Source organism: Janibacter sp. CX7, from assembly GCF_024362365.1.
Taxonomy (GTDB): domain Bacteria; phylum Actinomycetota; class Actinomycetes; order Actinomycetales; family Dermatophilaceae; genus Janibacter.
Genome location: NZ_CP101464.1, coordinates 1,884,894 through 1,902,423 on the forward strand (window position 1 = coordinate 1,884,894; position 17,530 = coordinate 1,902,423).

The 17,530-nt window shown below is 72.1% G+C and carries 16 protein-coding genes; 1 reads left to right on the forward strand and 15 read right to left on the reverse strand.

All coding sequences use genetic code 11. The features are described from left to right. Window positions 1-35 precede the first annotated feature (35 nt). From NMQ01_RS09180 to NMQ01_RS09250, 15 genes are all read right to left on the reverse strand, one after another. The gene (locus NMQ01_RS09180; RefSeq protein WP_255183643.1) at window positions 36-800 is read right to left on the reverse strand and encodes an RNA methyltransferase; all 765 of its coding nucleotides are present in this window, start codon (window positions 798-800) and stop codon (window positions 36-38) included. 56 nt (window positions 801-856) lie between these two features. Beyond that, window positions 857-1,240 carry a 50S ribosomal protein L20 gene (gene rplT, locus NMQ01_RS09185; RefSeq protein ID WP_255183644.1) on the reverse strand — a complete coding sequence of 128 codons (384 nt, stop codon included), beginning with the start codon at window positions 1,238-1,240 and terminating at the stop codon, window positions 857-859. 39 nt (window positions 1,241-1,279) lie between these two features. Continuing rightward, complete coding sequence (gene rpmI, locus NMQ01_RS09190) at window positions 1,280-1,474, reverse strand: 50S ribosomal protein L35 (RefSeq protein WP_007925928.1); 195 nt, start codon at window positions 1,472-1,474, stop codon at window positions 1,280-1,282. Between the two features lie 43 nt (window positions 1,475-1,517). Continuing rightward, window positions 1,518-2,150: a translation initiation factor IF-3 gene (gene infC, locus NMQ01_RS09195; protein WP_303708385.1), complete on the reverse strand. Its 633-nt coding sequence runs from the start codon at window positions 2,148-2,150 to the stop codon at window positions 1,518-1,520. A 348-nt stretch (window positions 2,151-2,498) separates the two neighbouring features. Then, window positions 2,499-3,248, reverse strand: a complete 750-nt coding sequence (locus NMQ01_RS09200; protein WP_255183646.1) for an SseB family protein — start codon at window positions 3,246-3,248, stop codon at window positions 2,499-2,501. Beyond that, a complete protein-coding gene (priA, locus tag NMQ01_RS09205; protein ID WP_255183647.1) occupies window positions 3,245-3,988 on the reverse strand; it encodes a bifunctional 1-(5-phosphoribosyl)-5-((5-phosphoribosylamino)methylideneamino)imidazole-4-carboxamide isomerase/phosphoribosylanthranilate isomerase PriA in 744 nt (247 codons plus the stop codon). Before priA ends, NMQ01_RS09200 begins: the two co-directional genes overlap by 4 nt. Then, window positions 3,985-4,635, reverse strand: coding sequence for an imidazole glycerol phosphate synthase subunit HisH (gene hisH, locus NMQ01_RS09210; protein WP_255183648.1), 651 nt, complete (start codon window positions 4,633-4,635; stop codon window positions 3,985-3,987). Before hisH ends, priA begins: the two co-directional genes overlap by 4 nt. After that, on the reverse strand, window positions 4,632-5,222 hold the full coding sequence (locus tag NMQ01_RS09215) for a hypothetical protein (RefSeq protein WP_255183649.1): 591 nt from the start codon (window positions 5,220-5,222) through the stop codon (window positions 4,632-4,634). Before NMQ01_RS09215 ends, hisH begins: the two co-directional genes overlap by 4 nt. A gap of 8 nt (window positions 5,223-5,230) precedes the next feature. After that, a complete protein-coding gene (gene hisB / locus NMQ01_RS09220; RefSeq protein ID WP_255183650.1) occupies window positions 5,231-5,839 on the reverse strand; it encodes an imidazoleglycerol-phosphate dehydratase HisB in 609 nt (202 codons plus the stop codon). Beyond that, window positions 5,836-6,954, reverse strand: a complete 1,119-nt coding sequence (locus tag NMQ01_RS09225) for a histidinol-phosphate transaminase (RefSeq protein WP_255183651.1) — start codon at window positions 6,952-6,954, stop codon at window positions 5,836-5,838. Before NMQ01_RS09225 ends, hisB begins: the two co-directional genes overlap by 4 nt. Beyond that, a complete protein-coding gene (gene hisD, locus NMQ01_RS09230) occupies window positions 6,951-8,297 on the reverse strand; it encodes a histidinol dehydrogenase (protein ID WP_255183652.1) in 1,347 nt (448 codons plus the stop codon). Before hisD ends, NMQ01_RS09225 begins: the two co-directional genes overlap by 4 nt. Window positions 8,298-8,353: 56 nt before the next feature. Continuing rightward, on the reverse strand, window positions 8,354-11,323 hold the full coding sequence (locus tag NMQ01_RS09235) for a bifunctional [glutamine synthetase] adenylyltransferase/[glutamine synthetase]-adenylyl-L-tyrosine phosphorylase (protein ID WP_255183653.1): 2,970 nt from the start codon (window positions 11,321-11,323) through the stop codon (window positions 8,354-8,356). Between the two features lie 7 nt (window positions 11,324-11,330). After that, window positions 11,331-12,668: a glutamine synthetase family protein gene (locus NMQ01_RS09240; RefSeq protein ID WP_255183654.1), complete on the reverse strand. Its 1,338-nt coding sequence runs from the start codon at window positions 12,666-12,668 to the stop codon at window positions 11,331-11,333. A 28-nt stretch (window positions 12,669-12,696) separates the two neighbouring features. Continuing rightward, the gene (locus NMQ01_RS09245) at window positions 12,697-14,040 is read right to left on the reverse strand and encodes a methyltransferase domain-containing protein (protein ID WP_255183655.1); all 1,344 of its coding nucleotides are present in this window, start codon (window positions 14,038-14,040) and stop codon (window positions 12,697-12,699) included. A 119-nt stretch (window positions 14,041-14,159) separates the two neighbouring features. After that, complete coding sequence (locus tag NMQ01_RS09250) at window positions 14,160-16,487, reverse strand: immune inhibitor A domain-containing protein (RefSeq protein WP_255183656.1); 2,328 nt, start codon at window positions 16,485-16,487, stop codon at window positions 14,160-14,162. A 188-nt stretch (window positions 16,488-16,675) separates the two neighbouring features. Between NMQ01_RS09250 and panB the strand changes: the two genes are divergently transcribed. Next, window positions 16,676-17,530 carry a 3-methyl-2-oxobutanoate hydroxymethyltransferase gene (panB, locus tag NMQ01_RS09255; protein ID WP_255183657.1) on the forward strand — a complete coding sequence of 285 codons (855 nt, stop codon included), beginning with the start codon at window positions 16,676-16,678 and terminating at the stop codon, window positions 17,528-17,530.

Here is a 17,530-nt window from a genome sequence, read left to right on the forward strand (position 1 = left end):
TGTCGTCGGCTGCGGGAGCCGGACCGTCTGCCGGGTCAGGCGCGCTGCTGACGGGCCGAGGCGTAGAGGCAGATCGTCGTCGCCATCGCGAGGTTGAGCGACTCGGCGTGACCGTGGATCGGGACCCGGACGACCTCGTCGCACGCAGCGAGGGTGGCCTCCTCGAGACCCCAGGCCTCGTTGCCCATGACCCACACGTGCGGACCGGCGAGGTCGGCGTCCTCGGTCGTCGACTCCCCTGCACCGTCGGCGGCCAGCCGCCGCACCCCGGCCGCGCCGAGCGCCGTCAGCGTCTCGGGGATCGACAGCCCGGTGACGACCGGCAGGTGGAAGAGCGAGCCGGCGGTCGAGCGCACGACCTTGGGCGAGGTGACGTCGACCGAGGCGTCGCTGACGAGCACCGCGTCGGCACCTGCCGCGTCCGCACCCCTGATGACCGTGCCGAGGTTGCCGGGGTCACGCACGTGGGTGAGCAGGACGAGCAGCCGCGGGTCGGCGGCGAGGACGCCGGGCAGGTCGCTCGGCGCCCACTCGACGACGGCAGCCGTGCCCTGCGGGGTGTCGGCATCGCACATCGCGGCGAGGACCTCGTCGGTCACCTCGTGGACGAAGACGCCCGCCTCACGGGCCGGCTCGACGAACTCGGCGTAGCGCTGCTCCGCCTCGGCGGTCACGTAGAGGTCGACGATCCGCTCGGGTGCGAAGCGCACCGCCTCGCGCACCCCCTGCGGCCCCTCGACGAGGACCCGGCCGGTGCGCCGACGCGCAGAACGCCGGGAGAGCCCACGCACCGACCGCACCCGCTCCGAGGAGGGATTGGTCAGCGCAGGGCGCTCCCGGCGTCCGGTGTGGTCGCTCAGGCCTCGACCTTGGCGTCAGCGGTCGCCGGCACGTTGGCCTTGGCGACCTCGACGAGCGCGGCGAAGGCGGCCTCGTCGTTGACGGCGAGCTCGGCGAGCATGCGACGGTCGACCTCGATCTCCGCGGCGCGCAGGCCCTGGATGAAGCGGTTGTACGTCATGCCGTTGGCGCGGGCGCCGGCGTTGATGCGCTGGATCCACAGGCGACGGAAGTCGCCCTTCTTGGCGCGACGGTCACGGTAGCTGTAGACCGCGCTGTGGGTGACCTGCTCCTTGGCCTTGCGGTAGAGGCGGGACCGCTGGCCCCGGTAGCCGCTGGCGCGCTCGAGGACGACCCGGCGCTTCTTGTGGGCGTTGACCGCCCGCTTCACGCGTGCCACGTGATGACTCCTTCAGTGTGTGGGGACAAGAGGCTCAGGTCAGCGACCGAGCAGCTTCTTGATCTTCTTCTCGTCGGCCTTGGAGACCAGGACGTCGTTCGCGAGACGACGCGCGTGCTGCGGGGTCTTCTCGTGGAACTTGTGGACGTGGTTGGCGCGCTCGCGCATGATCTTGCCCGAGCCGGTGACCCGGAAGCGCTTCTTCGCACCGGAGTGCGTCTTGTTCTTCGGCATGTCGCCGATCTCCTTCTCGTTGCTGTGCTGGTCTGGGGCCGGCTCAGGACTCGGCCGGGGCCTCGGTGGCCTCGACCTCGGGGGTCTCGACCGCCTCGGCCGGGGCAGCGGCCGAAGCCGCCTTCTGCTCGTCCTTCTTGCGTCGCGCCTCGGCGCGGGCCTCGGACTTCTTCCTCGTCGGTGCGAGCACCATGACCATGTTGCGGCCGTCCTGCTTGGGGGCCGACTCGACGGTGCCGAGCTCCACGACGTCCTCCGCGAGACGCTGCAGCAGTCGGAAGCCCAGCTCGGGGCGGGACTGCTCGCGACCACGGAACATGATCGTCACCTTGACCTTGTCGCCGGCGCCGAGGAAGCGCTCGACGTGGCCCTTCTTGGTGCCGTAGTCGTGGCTGTCGATCTTCGGTCGGAGCTTGATCTCCTTGATGACCGTGTTGACCTGGTTCTTGCGCGCTTCGCGCGCCTTCATGGCGGCTTCGTACTTGTACTTGCCGAAGTCCATGAGCTTGGCCACCGGGGGCTTGGCCATCGGAGCGACCTCGACGAGGTCGAGGTCCGCCTCTGCGGCGAGGCGAAGGGCGTCCTCCACGCGGACGATGCCGACCTGCTCCCCGTTGGGGCCGACCAACCGCACCTCCGGGACGCGGATACGGTCATTGATGCGAGGCTCGCTGATGTGCTTCTCCTTGGCTCGGTGTAAGACTCCTTGGCCACCGACGAAGAAAGGCTCCTCGCCGATCGCGAGGAGCCTCACCAGAGCACGACATCGGATGCGCCCGGACGAAGGGGGTGACGGTGCACCTCCAGCGGTCGGGAACCGCGTCGAGACCTGTGACCCGGCAACCTGGCGGTCCTGACGAACCTGTGGTCGACGCGGGTGGAAGCGGGGCTCCTCTTGCGTCACCGTCACGGGGACGATGACCGGTCGACGACCACGGTACCAGCGCACCCCCGCCGGGCCGAAATCGACCCCACGGCATGTCGCGGGGCCCGCGCCGCCGAGCTGGGCGACGGTGCCCGCGGGTCAGACGACGGTGAAGGAGAGCCCGTCGACCCGGGCCCGCAGCTCGCCGTCGGTCGCGAGGGCCTCGGCGATCGCGGTGACCAGGGCGCGCACGCCCTCCTCGTCGAGCCCCGGCACGAGGGTCAGCCGCACCTGGAGCACGCCCTGCCCGTCGGGCACGCCGGCCGCGAGGTCGTGGTCGGTCACCTCGTCGTGACGGGCGACGACCCGGGCGACGGAGTCGGCGACGAAGGGGTCCTCGTGCGCCGGCAGCCAGGCCCGCTGCTGGGCCAGCGCCCACACCATCGAGGCGCGCACCTCGAAGGCGTGCTCGCTCGCGCAGTCGAGCACCATGAGGTCGGCCTGCTCCCCCACCGCGGCCTGGGCGGCGCGGGCCGCCTCGACCGGCACCGGTCGGGCGGAGGTGTCGAAGGCCGTCATGTCGGCGATGGACGAGAAGACCGGCAGCGCCGTCCGCCCGTCGGGGTGCTCGAGCAGGACGACGGCCATGTCGGCCTCCTTGTCGGAGACGACGCCGTGCTCGCCCTCGGCCGTGTCGGTGGCGACCGCCTTGACCGGCACGAAGAGCCGGGCCGCCGCGAGGTGCTCGACCACCTCTGCCTCGCCGGCGGAGGTCAGTGCCCGCCGCAGCGCCGGGTCGGCCTCGCCGGTGTCACCCGCGAAGCCCCCGGTCGGCAGCTCGCGTCCCTGCCACGGCACCCCGGCGGAGTCCGATCCGCCCGGCAGGCTCTCCGGCCCCGCGCCGGTCACGGTCGACCTGCCGCGTCGAGCGCGTCGCTCAGGGTCACCGTGCCCTTGTAGAGCGCCGAGCCGATGATCGCGCCCTCGACGCCGGCGGGCACGAGCCCACGCAGCGCGACGACGTCATCCCGCGTGGTCACGCCACCGCTGGCGACGACGGCCGCGTCGGTCGCGGCGCAGACGTCCTGGAGCAGCTGGAGGTTGGGTCCGGCGAGCATGCCGTCCTTGGCGACGTCGGTGACGACGTAGCGCGCGCACCCCTCGGAATCGAGGCGGGCCAGCGTCTCCCACAGGTCGCCGCCCTCCTGGGTCCACCCGCGGGCGGCGAGGGTGGTGCCCCGCACGTCGAGACCGACGGCGATCCGGTCGCCGTGCTCGGCGATGGCCCGCGCGGTCCACTCGGGGTTCTCCAGGGCGGCGGTGCCGAGGTTGACCCGCGCGCAGCCGGAGTCGAGCGCCGAGCGCAGCGACTCCTCGTCACGGATGCCACCGCTCAGCTCGACCTTGATGTCGAGCCCACCGACGATGCCGGCGAGCAGGTCGCGGTTGTTGCCCGTGCCGAAGGCCGCGTCGAGGTCGACGAGGTGGATCCACTCGGCGCCCTGCTCCTGCCAGGCCCGGGCGGCCTCCAGCGGGTCGCCGAAGTCCCATCCGGACCCGGCGACCCCCTGCTGCAGCTGGACGGCCCGCCCTTCGCGCACGTCGACGGCGGGCAAGAGCTCCAGGCGGGGGCTCTCGGTCGTGGTCACAGTGACATCACCCAGTTCTTCAGGAGGTGCAGCCCGGCATCCCCGGATTTTTCGGGGTGGAACTGCGTGGCGGACAGAGGGCCGTTCTCGACGGCCGCGACGAAGGGGGACCCGTGCTCGCTCCACGTGACGCGCGGGGTGGAGCGGGCCATCGCCCCGTCGGCGACGGGCAGGTCCCAGGACCGGACGCCGTAGGAGTGCACGAAGTAGAAGCGCTCGTCCTCGACCCCGTCGAAGAGGCGGGTGCCCGCGGGCGCCTCGACCGTCGACCACCCCATGTGCGGCACGACGGGCGCCTCGAGCCGGGCGACGGTGCCGGGCCACTGCTGCAGCCCCTGCTCCGTGGGCTGCGAGCCGCTGGGCTCGTCGGAGCCGTCGAAGAGCACCTGCATGCCGACGCACACGCCCAGGACCGGACGGCCGCCGCTCAGCCGCAGGTCGACGAGCGTGGGCGCACCCACGGCTCGCAGGCCGGCCATGCACGCGTGGAAGTTGCCGACACCCGGGACGACGAGGCCGTCCGCGGCGAGGACGGCGTCACGGTCAGCGGTCAGCTCCACCCGGGCCCCGACGTGGGTCAGGGCCCGCACCGCGGAGTGGACGTTGCCGGAACCGTGGTCGAGGACGACGACGTGGGGACTGGTCATTGGTGCACATCCTTGACGACGGACTCGAAGGCTCGCACGGCGCTCTCGTCGGGCGAGATGACCGGGCCGAGCGAGTCGTCGGCACCGTCGAGGACGCGGCTCCCGGGCAGACCGAGGACCGTGGCGACCTCGACGAGCCACTCGACGTGGGTCAGGTCGGTGCGCCCCCACAGGGCGCGCACCTCACGAATCGGCACCTCGCGGACTGCAGGGTTGCCCGCGAGCGTCCGGTGCAGGTCCTCGGGCGCGAGCGGAGGCAGGCGCGGGCCGCGGACGATCTCGCGGTCGGCCGAGCGCAGCGCCCAGCGCACCGGGCTGCGGCCGGACCGAGCGGTGAGCACCGCGGTGTCGTCGATGACGAAGAGCCCGATCGCCGGGGTGAGCCGTGGCCCGGCGTGCCGGGACGCGAGCACGGTGAGCGCGTCGTCGTAGGGGGCTGCCGTGACGCTGGTCGTCGCCGCGGGCACGATGATCGACCACGCGGCGTGCTCGAGGACGTGGCACGGCACGACGCCGCCACGCACCCACTCGACCGCCCGCGCCGCGGGGGCGGCGAGCAGCACCACTCCCCTGCCCTGCTGGGTCATCGCATCCTCTACAGAGCGCCCTTGGCGCTGGGGATGCCGACGACGCGCAGGTCGGGCTCGACGGCCGCGCGCAGGGCCCGGGCCAGCGCCTTGAACTGCGCCTCGACGACGTGGTGCGGGTCGCGTCCGGCGAGGACGCGCACGTGCAGCGCGATGCCGGCGTTGTAGGCGAAGGACTCGAGGACGTGCCGGGTCAGCGACCCCACGAAGTTGCCGCCGATGATGACGTACTCCTGGCCGGCCGGCTCGCCGGAGTGCACGACGTAGGGGCGCCCGGCGACGTCGACGACCGCGTGGACGAGAGCCTCGTCGAGCGGCACCGTCGCGTCGCCGAAGCGGCTGATGCCGGACTTGTCGCCGAGTGCCTCGCGCACCGCCTGACCCAGGACGATCGCGACGTCCTCGACGGTGTGGTGGGCGTCGACGTCGACGTCGCCGTCGGCCCGGACCGTGAGGTCGATGAGGCTGTGCTTGGCGAGCGAGAGGAGCATGTGGTCGTAGAACCGCACGCCCGTGGAGACGTCACCCTTGCCGGTGCCGTCGAGGTCGACGCTCACCTCGACGCGGCTCTCCGACGTGCCCCGGGTGACGGTGGCGGTGCGGGACGGTGTGCTCACGAGGTCTCCTCGGTCAGTGCGTGGGGGGGGACGAGCTCGGTCATCGCCGTGAGGAAGCGCCCCGTCTCCTCGGGGGTCCCGGCGGTGACCCGCAGGTGGTGCGGGATGCCGACGTCACGGACGAGGACCCCCCGGTCGAGCAGAGCCTGCCATGTCGCCGCCGCGTCGGCGAGCCCGCCGAAGAGCACGAAGTTGGCATCGCTCGGCACGGGCCGCAGGCCCATGGCGGTGAGCTCGGCGACGAGCCGGTCGCGCTGCTCCTTGATGGCGTCGACGGTCTCGAGGAGCCGGTCGGCGTGCTCGAGGGAGACCCGGGCGATCGTCTGCGTGGGGGCCGACAGGTGGTAGGGCAGGCGGACCAGGCGCAGCGCGTCGACGACCTGCGGGTCGGCGGCGAGGTAGCCCAGGCGGCCGCCCGCGAGCGCGAAGGCCTTGCTCATCGTGCGCGTGACCACGAGCCGCGGGTGGGCGGCGAGCAGCGACAGGGCGCTCGGCGTGCCCGGCCGGGCGAACTCCGCGTAGGCCTCGTCGACGACGACGATCGCCCGCGGTGCGGCCTCGAGCATCGCCTCGATGACGTCGAAGGGCAGTGCGGTGCCGGTGGGGTTGTTGGGCGAGCAGAGGAAGACGAGGTGCGGGTCGACGCGGCGGGCCTGCTCGACGGCCGACTCGACGGTCAGGTCGAAGGACTCCCGGTCACGCTGGCCGTCGACCCAGGTCGTGCCGAGGGTCTCGCTGATGATCGGGTGCATCGAGTAGGCGGGGGTGAAGCCCAAGGCGATGCGGTCCGGTCCGCCGAAGGCTTGGACGAGGTGGGAGAGCACCTCGTTGCTGCCGTTGCCGGCCCACACCTGCTCGGGACGAAGGGAGACCCCGCTGCGGTCCTCGAGGTAGGAGACGAGCGCCTTGCGCAGGTCGGTGAACTCGCGGTCGGGATAGCGGTTGAGCCCCCCGAGCTGCTCCTCCAGCTCGGCGACGATGGCAGAGACGACCTCGGGCGGCACCGGGTAGGAGGACTCGTTGGTGTTGAGCTGGACGTCGACGTCGAGCTGCGGCGCGCCATAGGGGGTGCGACCGCGCAGCGCGGGACGCAGCAGCTGCTCGATCTCGCTCATCGCAGGACCTCCCCGGTGCGCGCGGTGACGGCCTCGCCGTGGGCCGGCAGGTCCTCGGCCTCGGAGAGCGCGAGGACGTGCGGGGCGACCTCGGCGAGGGCCTGCTCGGAGTACTCGACGACGTGGATGCCGCGGAGGAAGGACTGGACGGACAGGCCGCTGCTGTGCGCGGCACTGCCGCCGGTGGGCAGCACGTGGTTCGACCCGGCGACGTAGTCGCCCACGCTCACCGGGGAGTGCGCCCCGACGAAGATCGCGCCGGCATTGCGCACCCGGGCCGCGACCCCGGGAGCGTCGGCGGTGATGACCTCGAGGTGCTCGGCGGCATAGGCGTCGACGACCCGCAGGCCGGCGTCGAGGTCGTCGACGAGCACGATCGCCGACTGCCGGCCGGAGAGGGCCTCGCCGACACGCTCGCTGTGCTTCGTCGCGGCGGCTCGTCGCTCGACCGCACCGGCGACGGCGTCGGCGAGCTCGGTGGAGTCGGTGACGAGGACCGACCCGGCCATGGGGTCGTGCTCGGCCTGGCTGATGAGGTCGGCGGCGACGTGCTCGGGGTCGGCCGTGGCGTCGGCGAGGACGGCGATCTCGGTGGGGCCGGCCTCGGCGTCGATGCCGACGATCCCCTTGAGCAGGCGCTTGGCGGCGGCGACGTAGATGTTGCCCGGGCCGGTCACGAGGCTCACCGGGAGGCACTCGCCGCGCTCCCCCGCGGCCTCGTCCTCGAAGCCGTGGGCGAAGCCCGCCACGGCCTGGGCGCCGCCCATGGCCCACACCTCGTCGACGCCGAGCAGGGCGCAGGCGGCGAGGATCGTCGGGTGGGGGTAGCCGGCGAAGACGCCGACATTTTCCTTCTGCGGCGGGCTGGCGACGGCGAGCGACCCGACCCCGGCGATCTGCGCGGGCACGACGTTCATCACGACGGACGACGGGTAGACCGCCCGGCCGCCGGGGACGTAGAGGCCGACGCGCTCGACGGGGACCCAGCGCTCGGTGACGGTGCCGCCACCACCGAGGTCGGTCGTGGTGTCGGTGCGGCGCTGGTCGGCGTGGACGGCCCGGGTGCGCTCGATGGCGACCTCGAGGGCCGTGCGCACGGCCGGGTGGAGCGTGTCGACAGCGGCCTCGAGGACCTCCTGCGGGACGCGAAGGGAGGACGGCCGCACTCCGTCGAAGCGCTCGGCGAGGTCGTAGAGGGCAGCGGCCCCGCGGTCATGGACCTCGTCGCTGATCGGCCGGACCGCGTCCAGGGCGGCCTCGACGTCGTACTCGGCCCGCGGCAGGACGGCACGCAGCTGCCGGGCGCCGAGGGGCTGTGAGCGCAGGTCGATCGTCGCGAGCATGCCCCAAGTCTAGGTATGTCCGCGCCGGCTCCTGACCGGCGTCTCATGCGTCGGGGTCAGACCTCGCCGTAGAAGATCCGGTCGACCACCTGGCGCGCGTGGCGGGCGGTGCGGCGGTAGGACTCGGCGAGGGCCAGCCCCGACTGCGGTGCCATGCCGACGATGCGGCCGACGCCGTCGGCCTCGCGCAGGTTGGACGGCACCGAGTCGACCGCCCGACCGCGGAAGAGCATGCCGGCATTGCGCAGCAGCGAGGCCATCGACCAGGCCTCGCGCAGGACCACGGCGTCCTCGCCCCCGACGAGCCCGGCCTCGACCGCCGCCCCGAGCGCCGGCAGGGTCCGGGTCGTGCGCAGCTCCTCGTGGTCGTGCGCGTGCTCCAGCTGGAGCAGCTGGACGGTCCACTCGACGTCGGAGAGACCGCCCATGCCGAGCTTGAAGTGCGCCTTGCGGTCCGCGCCGCGGGGCAGCCGCTCGGCCTCCATGCGGGCCTTGAGTCGGCGCACCTCGCGCACCTGCGTCGCGTCGAGCCCCTCGGCGGGCCAGCGGATGGGATCGATGAGGGCGGTGAAGCGCTCCCCCAGCCCGGGGTCGCCTGCCACCGGACGGGCGCGCAGCAGGGCCTGCGCCTCCCACGTCTCGGACCAGCGCTCGTAGTAGGTCGCGTAGGACGCCAGCGAGCGCACCATCGGCCCGCTCTTGCCCTCGGGCCTCAGGTCGGCGTCGAGACCGAGCGGCGGGTCGGACCCCGGGGCGCCGAGCAGGCGTCGCAGCTCACCGACGACGGCGAGTGCGGCCTCCTGGGCGGCCTGGTCGTCCGTGCCCTCGTGGGGCTCGTGCACGTAGAGGACGTCGGCATCGGAGGAGTAGCCCATCTCGCTGCCGCCGAGTCGGCCCATGCCGACGATGAGCAGGTCGGTGCCGACCGGCGCCCCTCGATCGGCCTCGACGGCGCGCACGACGACCTCGAGGGAGGCCTGGATGACCGCCTCGCTGATGTCGGTGAGCGCGTGACCCACCTGCTCGAGGTTGATCCGCCCCTGCAGGTCGGCGACCGCGACGCGGAAGATCTCGGCTCGCCGGATGGCGCGGATGGACGCGACGGCCGCATCGGCCTCGTCCCGACGACTCGCGGCAGCCCGCATCCGCTTGAGGATCTCGTCCCGCTCGCGCGGGCGCAGTCCGTCGGCGTCGCCGAGCATCTGCACCGCCTCGGGGCTGGCCAGCAGCAGGTCCCCGGCAAACCGACTCGCCCCCAGCGTGTGGGCGAGGATCTGCGCGGCCTCGCCCTCGTCACGCAGCAGCCGCAGGTACCAGTGCGTCGTGCCGAGCTCCTCGCTCACCTTGCGGAAGGCGAGCAGACCGGCGTCGGGGTCGGCCATCTCGGCGAACCACTCGAGCATGACGGGCAGCAGCTGCCGCTGGATGGCCGCCGTGCGGTTGACCCCGTCGGTGAGGACCTCGAGGTGGCGCAGGGCACCGGCCGGGTCGCGGTAGCCGAGCGCGCTCAGCCGCTCACGGGCGGCATCGGGCGTCAGGCGGGCCTCGTCGGGGCTGAGCTTGGCCACCGCCGACAGCAGCGGACGGTAGAAGAGACGCTGGTGCAGGCGCCGCACCTCGCGCGAGTGCTCCGTGCGCAGCCGCACGACCTGCTTGTCCGGCTGGTCCCACAGGTGGACGGACCGGCCCAGACGGCGCAGGTCCGCCTCGGCGGTCGGCATCAGGTGGGTCCGGCGCAGCCGGTGCAGCTGGATCCGGTGCTCGAGCGTGCGCAGCACCTTGTAGGCCTCGGTGAGGACCGCCGTGTCGGCACGACCGACGTAGCCGCCCGCCGAGAGGGCCGCGAGGGCATCGAGAGTCGTGCCGGAGCGCAGGCTCTCGTCGGTGCGGCCGTGGACCAGCTGGAGCAGCTGGACGGAGAACTCGACGTCGCGCAGACCGCCCGGCCCGAGCTTGAGCTGGCGCGCGGCCTCCGCGGACGGGATGTGCTCCTCCACGCGCCGGCGCATGGCCTGCACGTCGTCGACGAAGTCCTCCCGCGAGGCGGCCTCCCAGACCATGGGCTGGACCGCCGCGAGGTACTCGGCGCCCAGGCTCGCGTCGCCGGCCAGGTGACGGGCCTTGAGCAGGGCCTGGAACTCCCACGTCTTGGCCCAGCGCTCGTAGTAGGTGCGGTGGCTGGCCACCGTGCGCACGAGCGGGCCCTGCTTGCCCTCGGGGCGCAGCGCCGGGTCGACCGGCCACAGGGTCCCGTGCGCCGTGGCGTCGGAGCAGGCGTGCATCATCCGCGTCGCGACCTTCGTCGCGACCTCGAGCGCGGCGGCCTCGTCGGCACCCTCGACGGGCTCGGCGACGAAGATGACGTCGACGTCGGAGACGTAGTTGAGCTCGCGGCCACCCGCCTTGCCCATGCCGATGACGGCGAAGCGGCAGGTCTGCCCCTCCTCCCCCAGCTCGTCGATCGCGATGCGCACCGCCCCCTCGAGGGCGGAGCCGGCGAGGTCGGCCAGGGCGCGGGCGACCTCGGGGAGGAACTCGACCGGGTCGTCGGCCGTCGTGTCTCGGGCCGCGATGCCGAGCAGCTGGCGGCGGTAACCCACTCGCAGCGCGTCCTGCGGCTCGAGGTCACCGGGCTCGGCGATCTCGGCGAGGAGCGCCTCGGTGCGCTCCTCGGGCGTCATCTCCCGGGCGTCGACGGCGTCGCGCCACTGCTCCGGGTGGGCGACGAGGTGGTCGACGAGCGCCGTCGAGACGCCCATGGCCCCGATGATCCTGGCCCGCGCCGCCGGGTCGTCCCGCAGCGCAGCGAGCAGCGCCTCGACCTCGTCGCCGGCTGCCTCGACGACCCGGACGAGCCCGAGCAGCGCGCTGTCGGGGTCTGCGGCTCGCGTCAGGGCCGCGACGAGGTCGTCACGGACCTCGGCGAGCGGCGCGAGTGCGGGGTCAGCCAGCAGCGACTCGGCCCGACGGGTGTCGTCGAAGCCTCGCCGGGAGATGCTGGGGCCGGGTCGGGCGGGTGGTGTCACGCGGTCCTCACAGTCGCGGCAGCAGATGTTCCAGCTCGAAGGGGGTGACCTGGTTGCGGTAGTCGGCCCACTCCTGGCGCTTGTTGCGCAGGAAGAAGTCGAAGACGTGCTCGCCCAGGGTCTCGGCGACGAGCTCGCTCTCCTCCATCGCCTCGATGGCCTCGGCGAGGCTCGACGGCAGCGGCTTGATGCCCATCGCCTTGCGCTCGCGGTCGGTGAGGCTCCACACGTCGTCCTCGGTCTCCGCCGGCAGCTCGTAGCCCTCCTCGATGCCCTTGAGCCCTGCGGCGAGGGTGACGGCGAAGGCGAGGTAGGGGTTGCACGCCGCGTCGAGACTGCGCAGCTCGACCCGGCTGGAGTTGCTCTTGTTGGGCTTGTACATCGGCACCCGGACCATCGCCGAGCGGTTGTTGTGGCCCCATGTCAGGTGCGCCGGCGCCTCGCCGCCGCCCCACAGGCGCTTGTAGCTGTTGACCCACTGGTTGGTCACGGCCGTGAACTCGCGACCGTGGTGGAGCAGGCCGGCGATGAACTGACGGCCGACCTTGCTCAGCCGGTAGGGGGCACCGGCCTCGTAGAAGGCATTGGTGTCGCCCTCGAAGAGCGAGAGGTGGGTGTGCATCCCGCTGCCGGGGTGCTCGGCGAAGACCTTGGGCATGAAGGTCGCGTAGACCCCCTGCTCGAGGGCCACCTCCTTGACCACGGTGCGGAAGGTCATGATGTTGTCCGCCATCGACAGCGCGTCGGCGTAGCGCAGGTCGATCTCGTTCTGCCCCGGGGCCCCCTCGTGGTGGCTGAACTCCACGGAGATGCCCACCGACTCGAGCATGGTGATGGCGGCACGACGGAAGTCGTGGGCCTCCCCCTTCGGCACGTGGTCGAAGTAGCCACCCTCGTCGACCGGCTCCGGCCGCTCCCCGCGGGGCGTGCCCTGCTTGAGCAGGAAGAACTCGATCTCGGGGTGGGTGTAGAAGCTGAAGCCCATGTCGGCGGCCTTGCCGAGGGTGCGGCGCAGCACGTAGCGCGCGTCGGCGAGGGCCGGGCTGCCGTCGGGCAGCTGGATGTCGCAGAACATCCGGGCGGTGCCGGGGTGCTCACCGCGCCACGGCAGCACCTGGAAGGTCGAGGGGTCGGGGCGGGCGAGCATGTCCGCCTCGTAGACGCGGGTGAAGCCCTCGATGGCCGACCCGTCGAAGCCGATCCCCTCGCCGAAGGCGCCCTCGAGCTCCGCGGGGGCGATGGCGACCGACTTGAGCGTGCCGAGGACATCGGTGAACCACAACCGGACGAACCGGATGTCCCGCTCCTCGATGGTGCGGAGGACGAACTCCTGCTGACGATCCATGCGGCCCATCCTGCCCCACGCGAGGCGCTCAGCTCACCCAGGCCCACCGCCGGACGGCGAAGTCAATCGGCGCGTCCTCGTGCGCCCGCACGACGACCTCGACCTCGTCGGCCCCCACGACCCGGGAGCCGGGCGTGCGACGCAGGATGGCGCCCTGCCGGTCGGGGGCGATGAGGAAGGTCGGGTAGCGGGTTGCGGGCCGGTCCTCGCGGGGCTTCCACACCCACAGCCCGCAGCGCTCGCCATCGCGGCGCCACTCGACCCGCACCTCGTCGGCGGCGTCGAGGTCGGGCACATCGAGCTGGAGCCGCGCCCCCTGCACACCGCTGGGCACGGCGAAGGCGAGCCCGGCGTACGAGGACCACCCGCGACCGGGCCCCTTGAAGACGTAGCCCGATCGCCCGGTGACGCGCAGCCCGTCGACCGGCCCCTCGGGGCGGTGCGCCTCCCGCAGGCAGGGCTCGACGGCCAGGTCCTCGACCCGCTTGACCCAGTGCGGCTCGCGCCGCTCCAGCTCGGTCACCGGCACGTTGTCCATGGCCGTGAAGGACGGCTCGAGGAAGCGCTGCGGGTCCGGACCGCTCTCGGCCTCGAGGATGCGCGCCGCCCGCGGCGAGGGATCGGTGCTCGTCGAGGCGAGGACGAAGGCCCAGGTGTCGTGGAGCACCTCGACGTGGTGGGCGACCAGACCCGCCTGGCCGAGCAGCCGGTGCAGCCGTGCGGCGCCGAAGGCCTGGGTGTGCCCCCACACGCCCTCGAGACGGCCGACGAGCGGCACCGAGAAGAGCAGGTCCGTGCCCTCGGGCAGGGCACGGGCGAGCGTGCGCACGGCCTCGTCGGGGTCGGGCACGTGCTCGACGACCTCGCAGCACACGACGAGGCTCGCCCCGCTCGCCTCGACGTCGGCCCGGGTGAGGTCGTAGAGGTTGCCGAGGTCGACCGAGCTGCGGTCGGCGAGCCCGTTGGTCGCGAGCATGGCGCGGGTGGCGTCCACCCATCGCTGCTCGAGCTCGATGCCGCGGTAGCTCGCGGCCTCGCCGTCACGCAGCATGAGGGTCGCGAGGACGCCCTGCCCGACACCCACCTCGAAGATCCGCTCCCCCGGCGAGATGAAGCCGACGACGCGCCGGAAGCGCACGACATTGGACTCGGACGCCGGCGGGACCTCCCCTTCGGCCGAGTGCTCGCGCTGTGGGGGCCGGTACCAGGCCCGGGCGCGGTCGCGGTCGGCGACCATGACCGCCTCGCGGGCCCGGCGGGAGGGCCCGGGCCCGAGCCGCTCGACGAGGTCGATGTCGGCCCAGCCGCGGGCCACGAGGGCCCGCTCGACCGGGGAGGACGGCTGGCTCGGGACGTCGGCGTCGGCGTTCACCCTGCCGACCATAACCACCGATGGCCGCCGTTGTCCGCAGGCCGGTCCGCGCCGCACGAGCAACGGCCCGCCCCACCCCGACGAAGGGGGTGGGACGGGCCGTCCTGGTGACGCTCAGATCAGCGGGTGCCCGCCTGGACCTGGAGGTTGACGTTGTCACCGGACTGGCTCTTGACCCTGATGGTCGTGCCCGAACCGGCCACCTTCGTCGAGCTCCACGGGTTCTGCTCGGACCAGTAGCGGTCCGGGTCGGAGTCGTCGAAGGTGGTGATCGCCGGCTGCGACGGCACCTGGCTCGCGACGCCCTTGTTGTGGAAGGTCACCGCGTCGGTGCGCTGCGTCCCGAAGGTCGCGTCGAAGGGCTGACGACGGTTGCCGAGCAGCGCGCCGTTCGGGAAGGTGACCGGGGTCGGTCGCGCGTCCACGGGCAGGACCTGGCCGTAGCCGGGGTGCGTGCTCGTGTTGTTGTCGGCGTAGGCGTTGTTGATGTACCAGACGAGCAGGCCGTCCTGGTACGGGAAGCGCTCGACCCAGTCGGGACGGGTCGTGGCCCAGCCGAAGTTGTACGGACCGGTCTTGAGGTTCTTGTCGTACCCGGAGTACACGCGGTTCTCGGCGAGGTAGTAGCTCTGGACCTCCTCGGACGTGGAGCCCGACATGCGGGTCCAGCCGTCGGCCGTCCAGCCGTTGTCACCGGACTCGACGTCGTCGGACAGCACGGTCGCACCGTCGACGGTGATCGTGATGTCGTCGACGAAGGCGCCCTTCTCCGAGACACCGCCGTCGGTCTGGTAGCGCCAGCGGAAGAGGATCTTCTTGCCGGCGTAGGCGCTCAGGTCGTGGGAGACCTCGTTCCACGACAGGTCGCCGCCGTCGTCCGCGGACAGCTCCTCCCACGAGGAACCGCCGTCGGTGCTGACCTCGGTGTAGAGGTAGTCGTAGTCCGCCTCGGTGCTCAGGGCCAGCTGAGCGGTCAGGTCGGCCGACGTCGCACCGGTGAGGTCGATCTCGCGGGTGAGCGAGGTGTTGAGGTCGTTGTCCGACCCGGACCACCACTCGTAGCTGCCCGAGTGCGGGGTGTTGTAGTCGGTCTCGACGGTCTCCTTGGGCAGGACGACCGCAGCGGCCTGCGCGAGCTTGGCGTCGTCACGGTCGGCCGGGCCGAGCTTGAAGTTCTTCTTCTCGCCGGGGTTGACCGTCGTGTAGTCGAGCCAGCCGAGCTGCAGCTTCTCCCAGGCACCCATGTAGCCCGGGCTGGAGCCGATGTCCTCGGTGCCGTCGTTGAGCCACGAGCCACCGGACATCAGGGTCCAGAAGCCGGTGCCGTTGTCGCCACCCGCGGTGTCGTAGAGGTCGGGCAGACCGAGGTCGTGGCCGAACTCGTGGGTGAAGACACCCAGACCGCCGTTCTCGGGCTCGGTCGTGTAGTCACCGATCCAGATACCGGAGTCACCCAGCGGCACACCGCCGAGCTTGTTCTGCGCGGGGCCGGTCTTGCCGGCGTTGTTGCTGTAGGCGTACCAGCGGTGGCTCCAGATGGCGTCCTCGCCCTGGGCACCGCCGCCGGCCTCCTCGCCCTCACCGGCGTGGATCGCCTGGAAGTGGTCGATGTAGCCGTCGGGCTCGTTGAAGTCGCCGTCACCGTCGAAGTCGTAGCGGTCCCAGACGTCGAACTGCGCGAGGTAGTCCTGGATCTCGGCGTTGGACTTGCCCTGGGCGACCTGGTCGTCGTACCAGGCCTGCGCGGTGTCCTTGACGTAGTTCCAGTAGCCGTCGGCCTCGGAGGCGAGCTCGTTGGAGCCGTAGCGGGCCTCGTTGTAGGGGACGGTCACCCAGTCGCTGACGTCGCCCTTGGTGAGGAAGCGACCGTTGGACTGCTTGAGGTAGAAGTCCTTGAAGGACTCCTTGCCCTCGCCGAACATCAGGTCGAGGTAGTGGTCGCGACCGAAGTTGTCGTCCCAGATCGTCGAGTTGTTGTTGGCGCGGTCCGGCTCGGGGATCTCGTTGTTGACCGGGCCGGCCTCGCCGCCGGCCTCCGGGATCGTCTGGTCGCCGAAGTCCGTGAGGATCGTGAAGACCGAGGCCTCGCGGTTGACGTCGTACTGGACGTACTTCGTGCGCCCCTTGGGGCCCTTGTCCTTGGTGACACCCGCGGCGGTGGTGTGCCGCTCCGCCTTGTCCTTGCTCTTGACCTCGATGACCTTGGTGCCGTTCTTGGTGACCACCTTGGCCTCGCCGGCCAGCAGCTGGTCGACGGCGTCCTTGCGCAGCTCGCGCTGCGCATCACCGAGCGGGTTGGGCAGGTCGTCGTGCCGGGCGGTCGAGGCAGCAGGGTCCTCGGGCGCCACGCCGGCGGTCGTCCCAGCACTCGCGGCCATGGGCGCGAGGGTGAGCACGAGAGCGGACGCGGCGAGACCTGACACGACGTGGGTGTGACGTCTCTTCACGAATCCTCCAGGGGAATGATGTGGCTCCTGCCACAGGGGTATGCGCACCCAATCAAGATCTGACGGCTTTTGGGAGACTCCACCGGATTTCCTGAAGGAATCTTTACTCTTCGGGCCTCACCGTCCGTCGCAACGCCCCTGAGCGAGGACGACGAAGGGGGACGACCCCCGGGCCCTAGGGTGGTGCCATGAGCGAGACGACCGCCCCCTACGGCTCCGGGTCCTCCCCGGCCCCCATCGCCCCCAAGCGGGTGCGCATCCCCCACCTGCAGGCGATGAAGGAGCGCGGCGAGCGCTGGGCCATGCTCACCGCCTACGACATGTACGCCGCGCAGGTCTTCGACGGCGCCGGCATCCCCGTGCTGCTCGTCGGCGACTCCGCCGGCAACAACGTCTACGGCTACGAGACCACCGTCCCCGTGACCCTCGACGAGATGATCCCGCTGACCCGCGCCGTCGCCGGCGGGGCGGCGAGCGCGCTCATCGTGGCGGACCTCCCCTTCGGCACCTACCAGGCCTCTCCCGAGCAGGGCTACCTCTCCGCGGCCCGTCTCATGAAGGAAGGCCTGGCGCACGCGGTCAAGCTCGAGGGCGGCGCCGAGATGGCGCCGACGATCGAGCGGATGACGAAGGGGGGCATCCCCGTCATGGCGCACATCGGCTTCACCCCGCAGAGCGAGCACACCCTGGGCGGCTACCGCGTCCAGGGCCGCGGCGAGGCCGCGGCGAAGCTGCTCGAGGACGCCCACGCCGTGCAGGCGGCCGGCGCCTTCGCCGTCGTCATGGAGATGGTGCCGGCGCCCTCCGCAGCCGAGGTCACCCGCGAGCTGCGCATCCCGACCATCGGCATCGGCGCCGGCCCCGACTGCGACGCCCAGGTGCTCGTCTGGCAGGACATGGCCGGCCTGCGCACCGGCAAGGCACCGCGCTTCGTCAAGCGCTACGCCGACCTCGCGACGGTGCTCGGCGACGCCGCCCGTGCCTACGCCGCCGACGTGGCCGACGGCAGCTTCCCCGCGGCAGAGCACTCCTTCGAGAGCTGA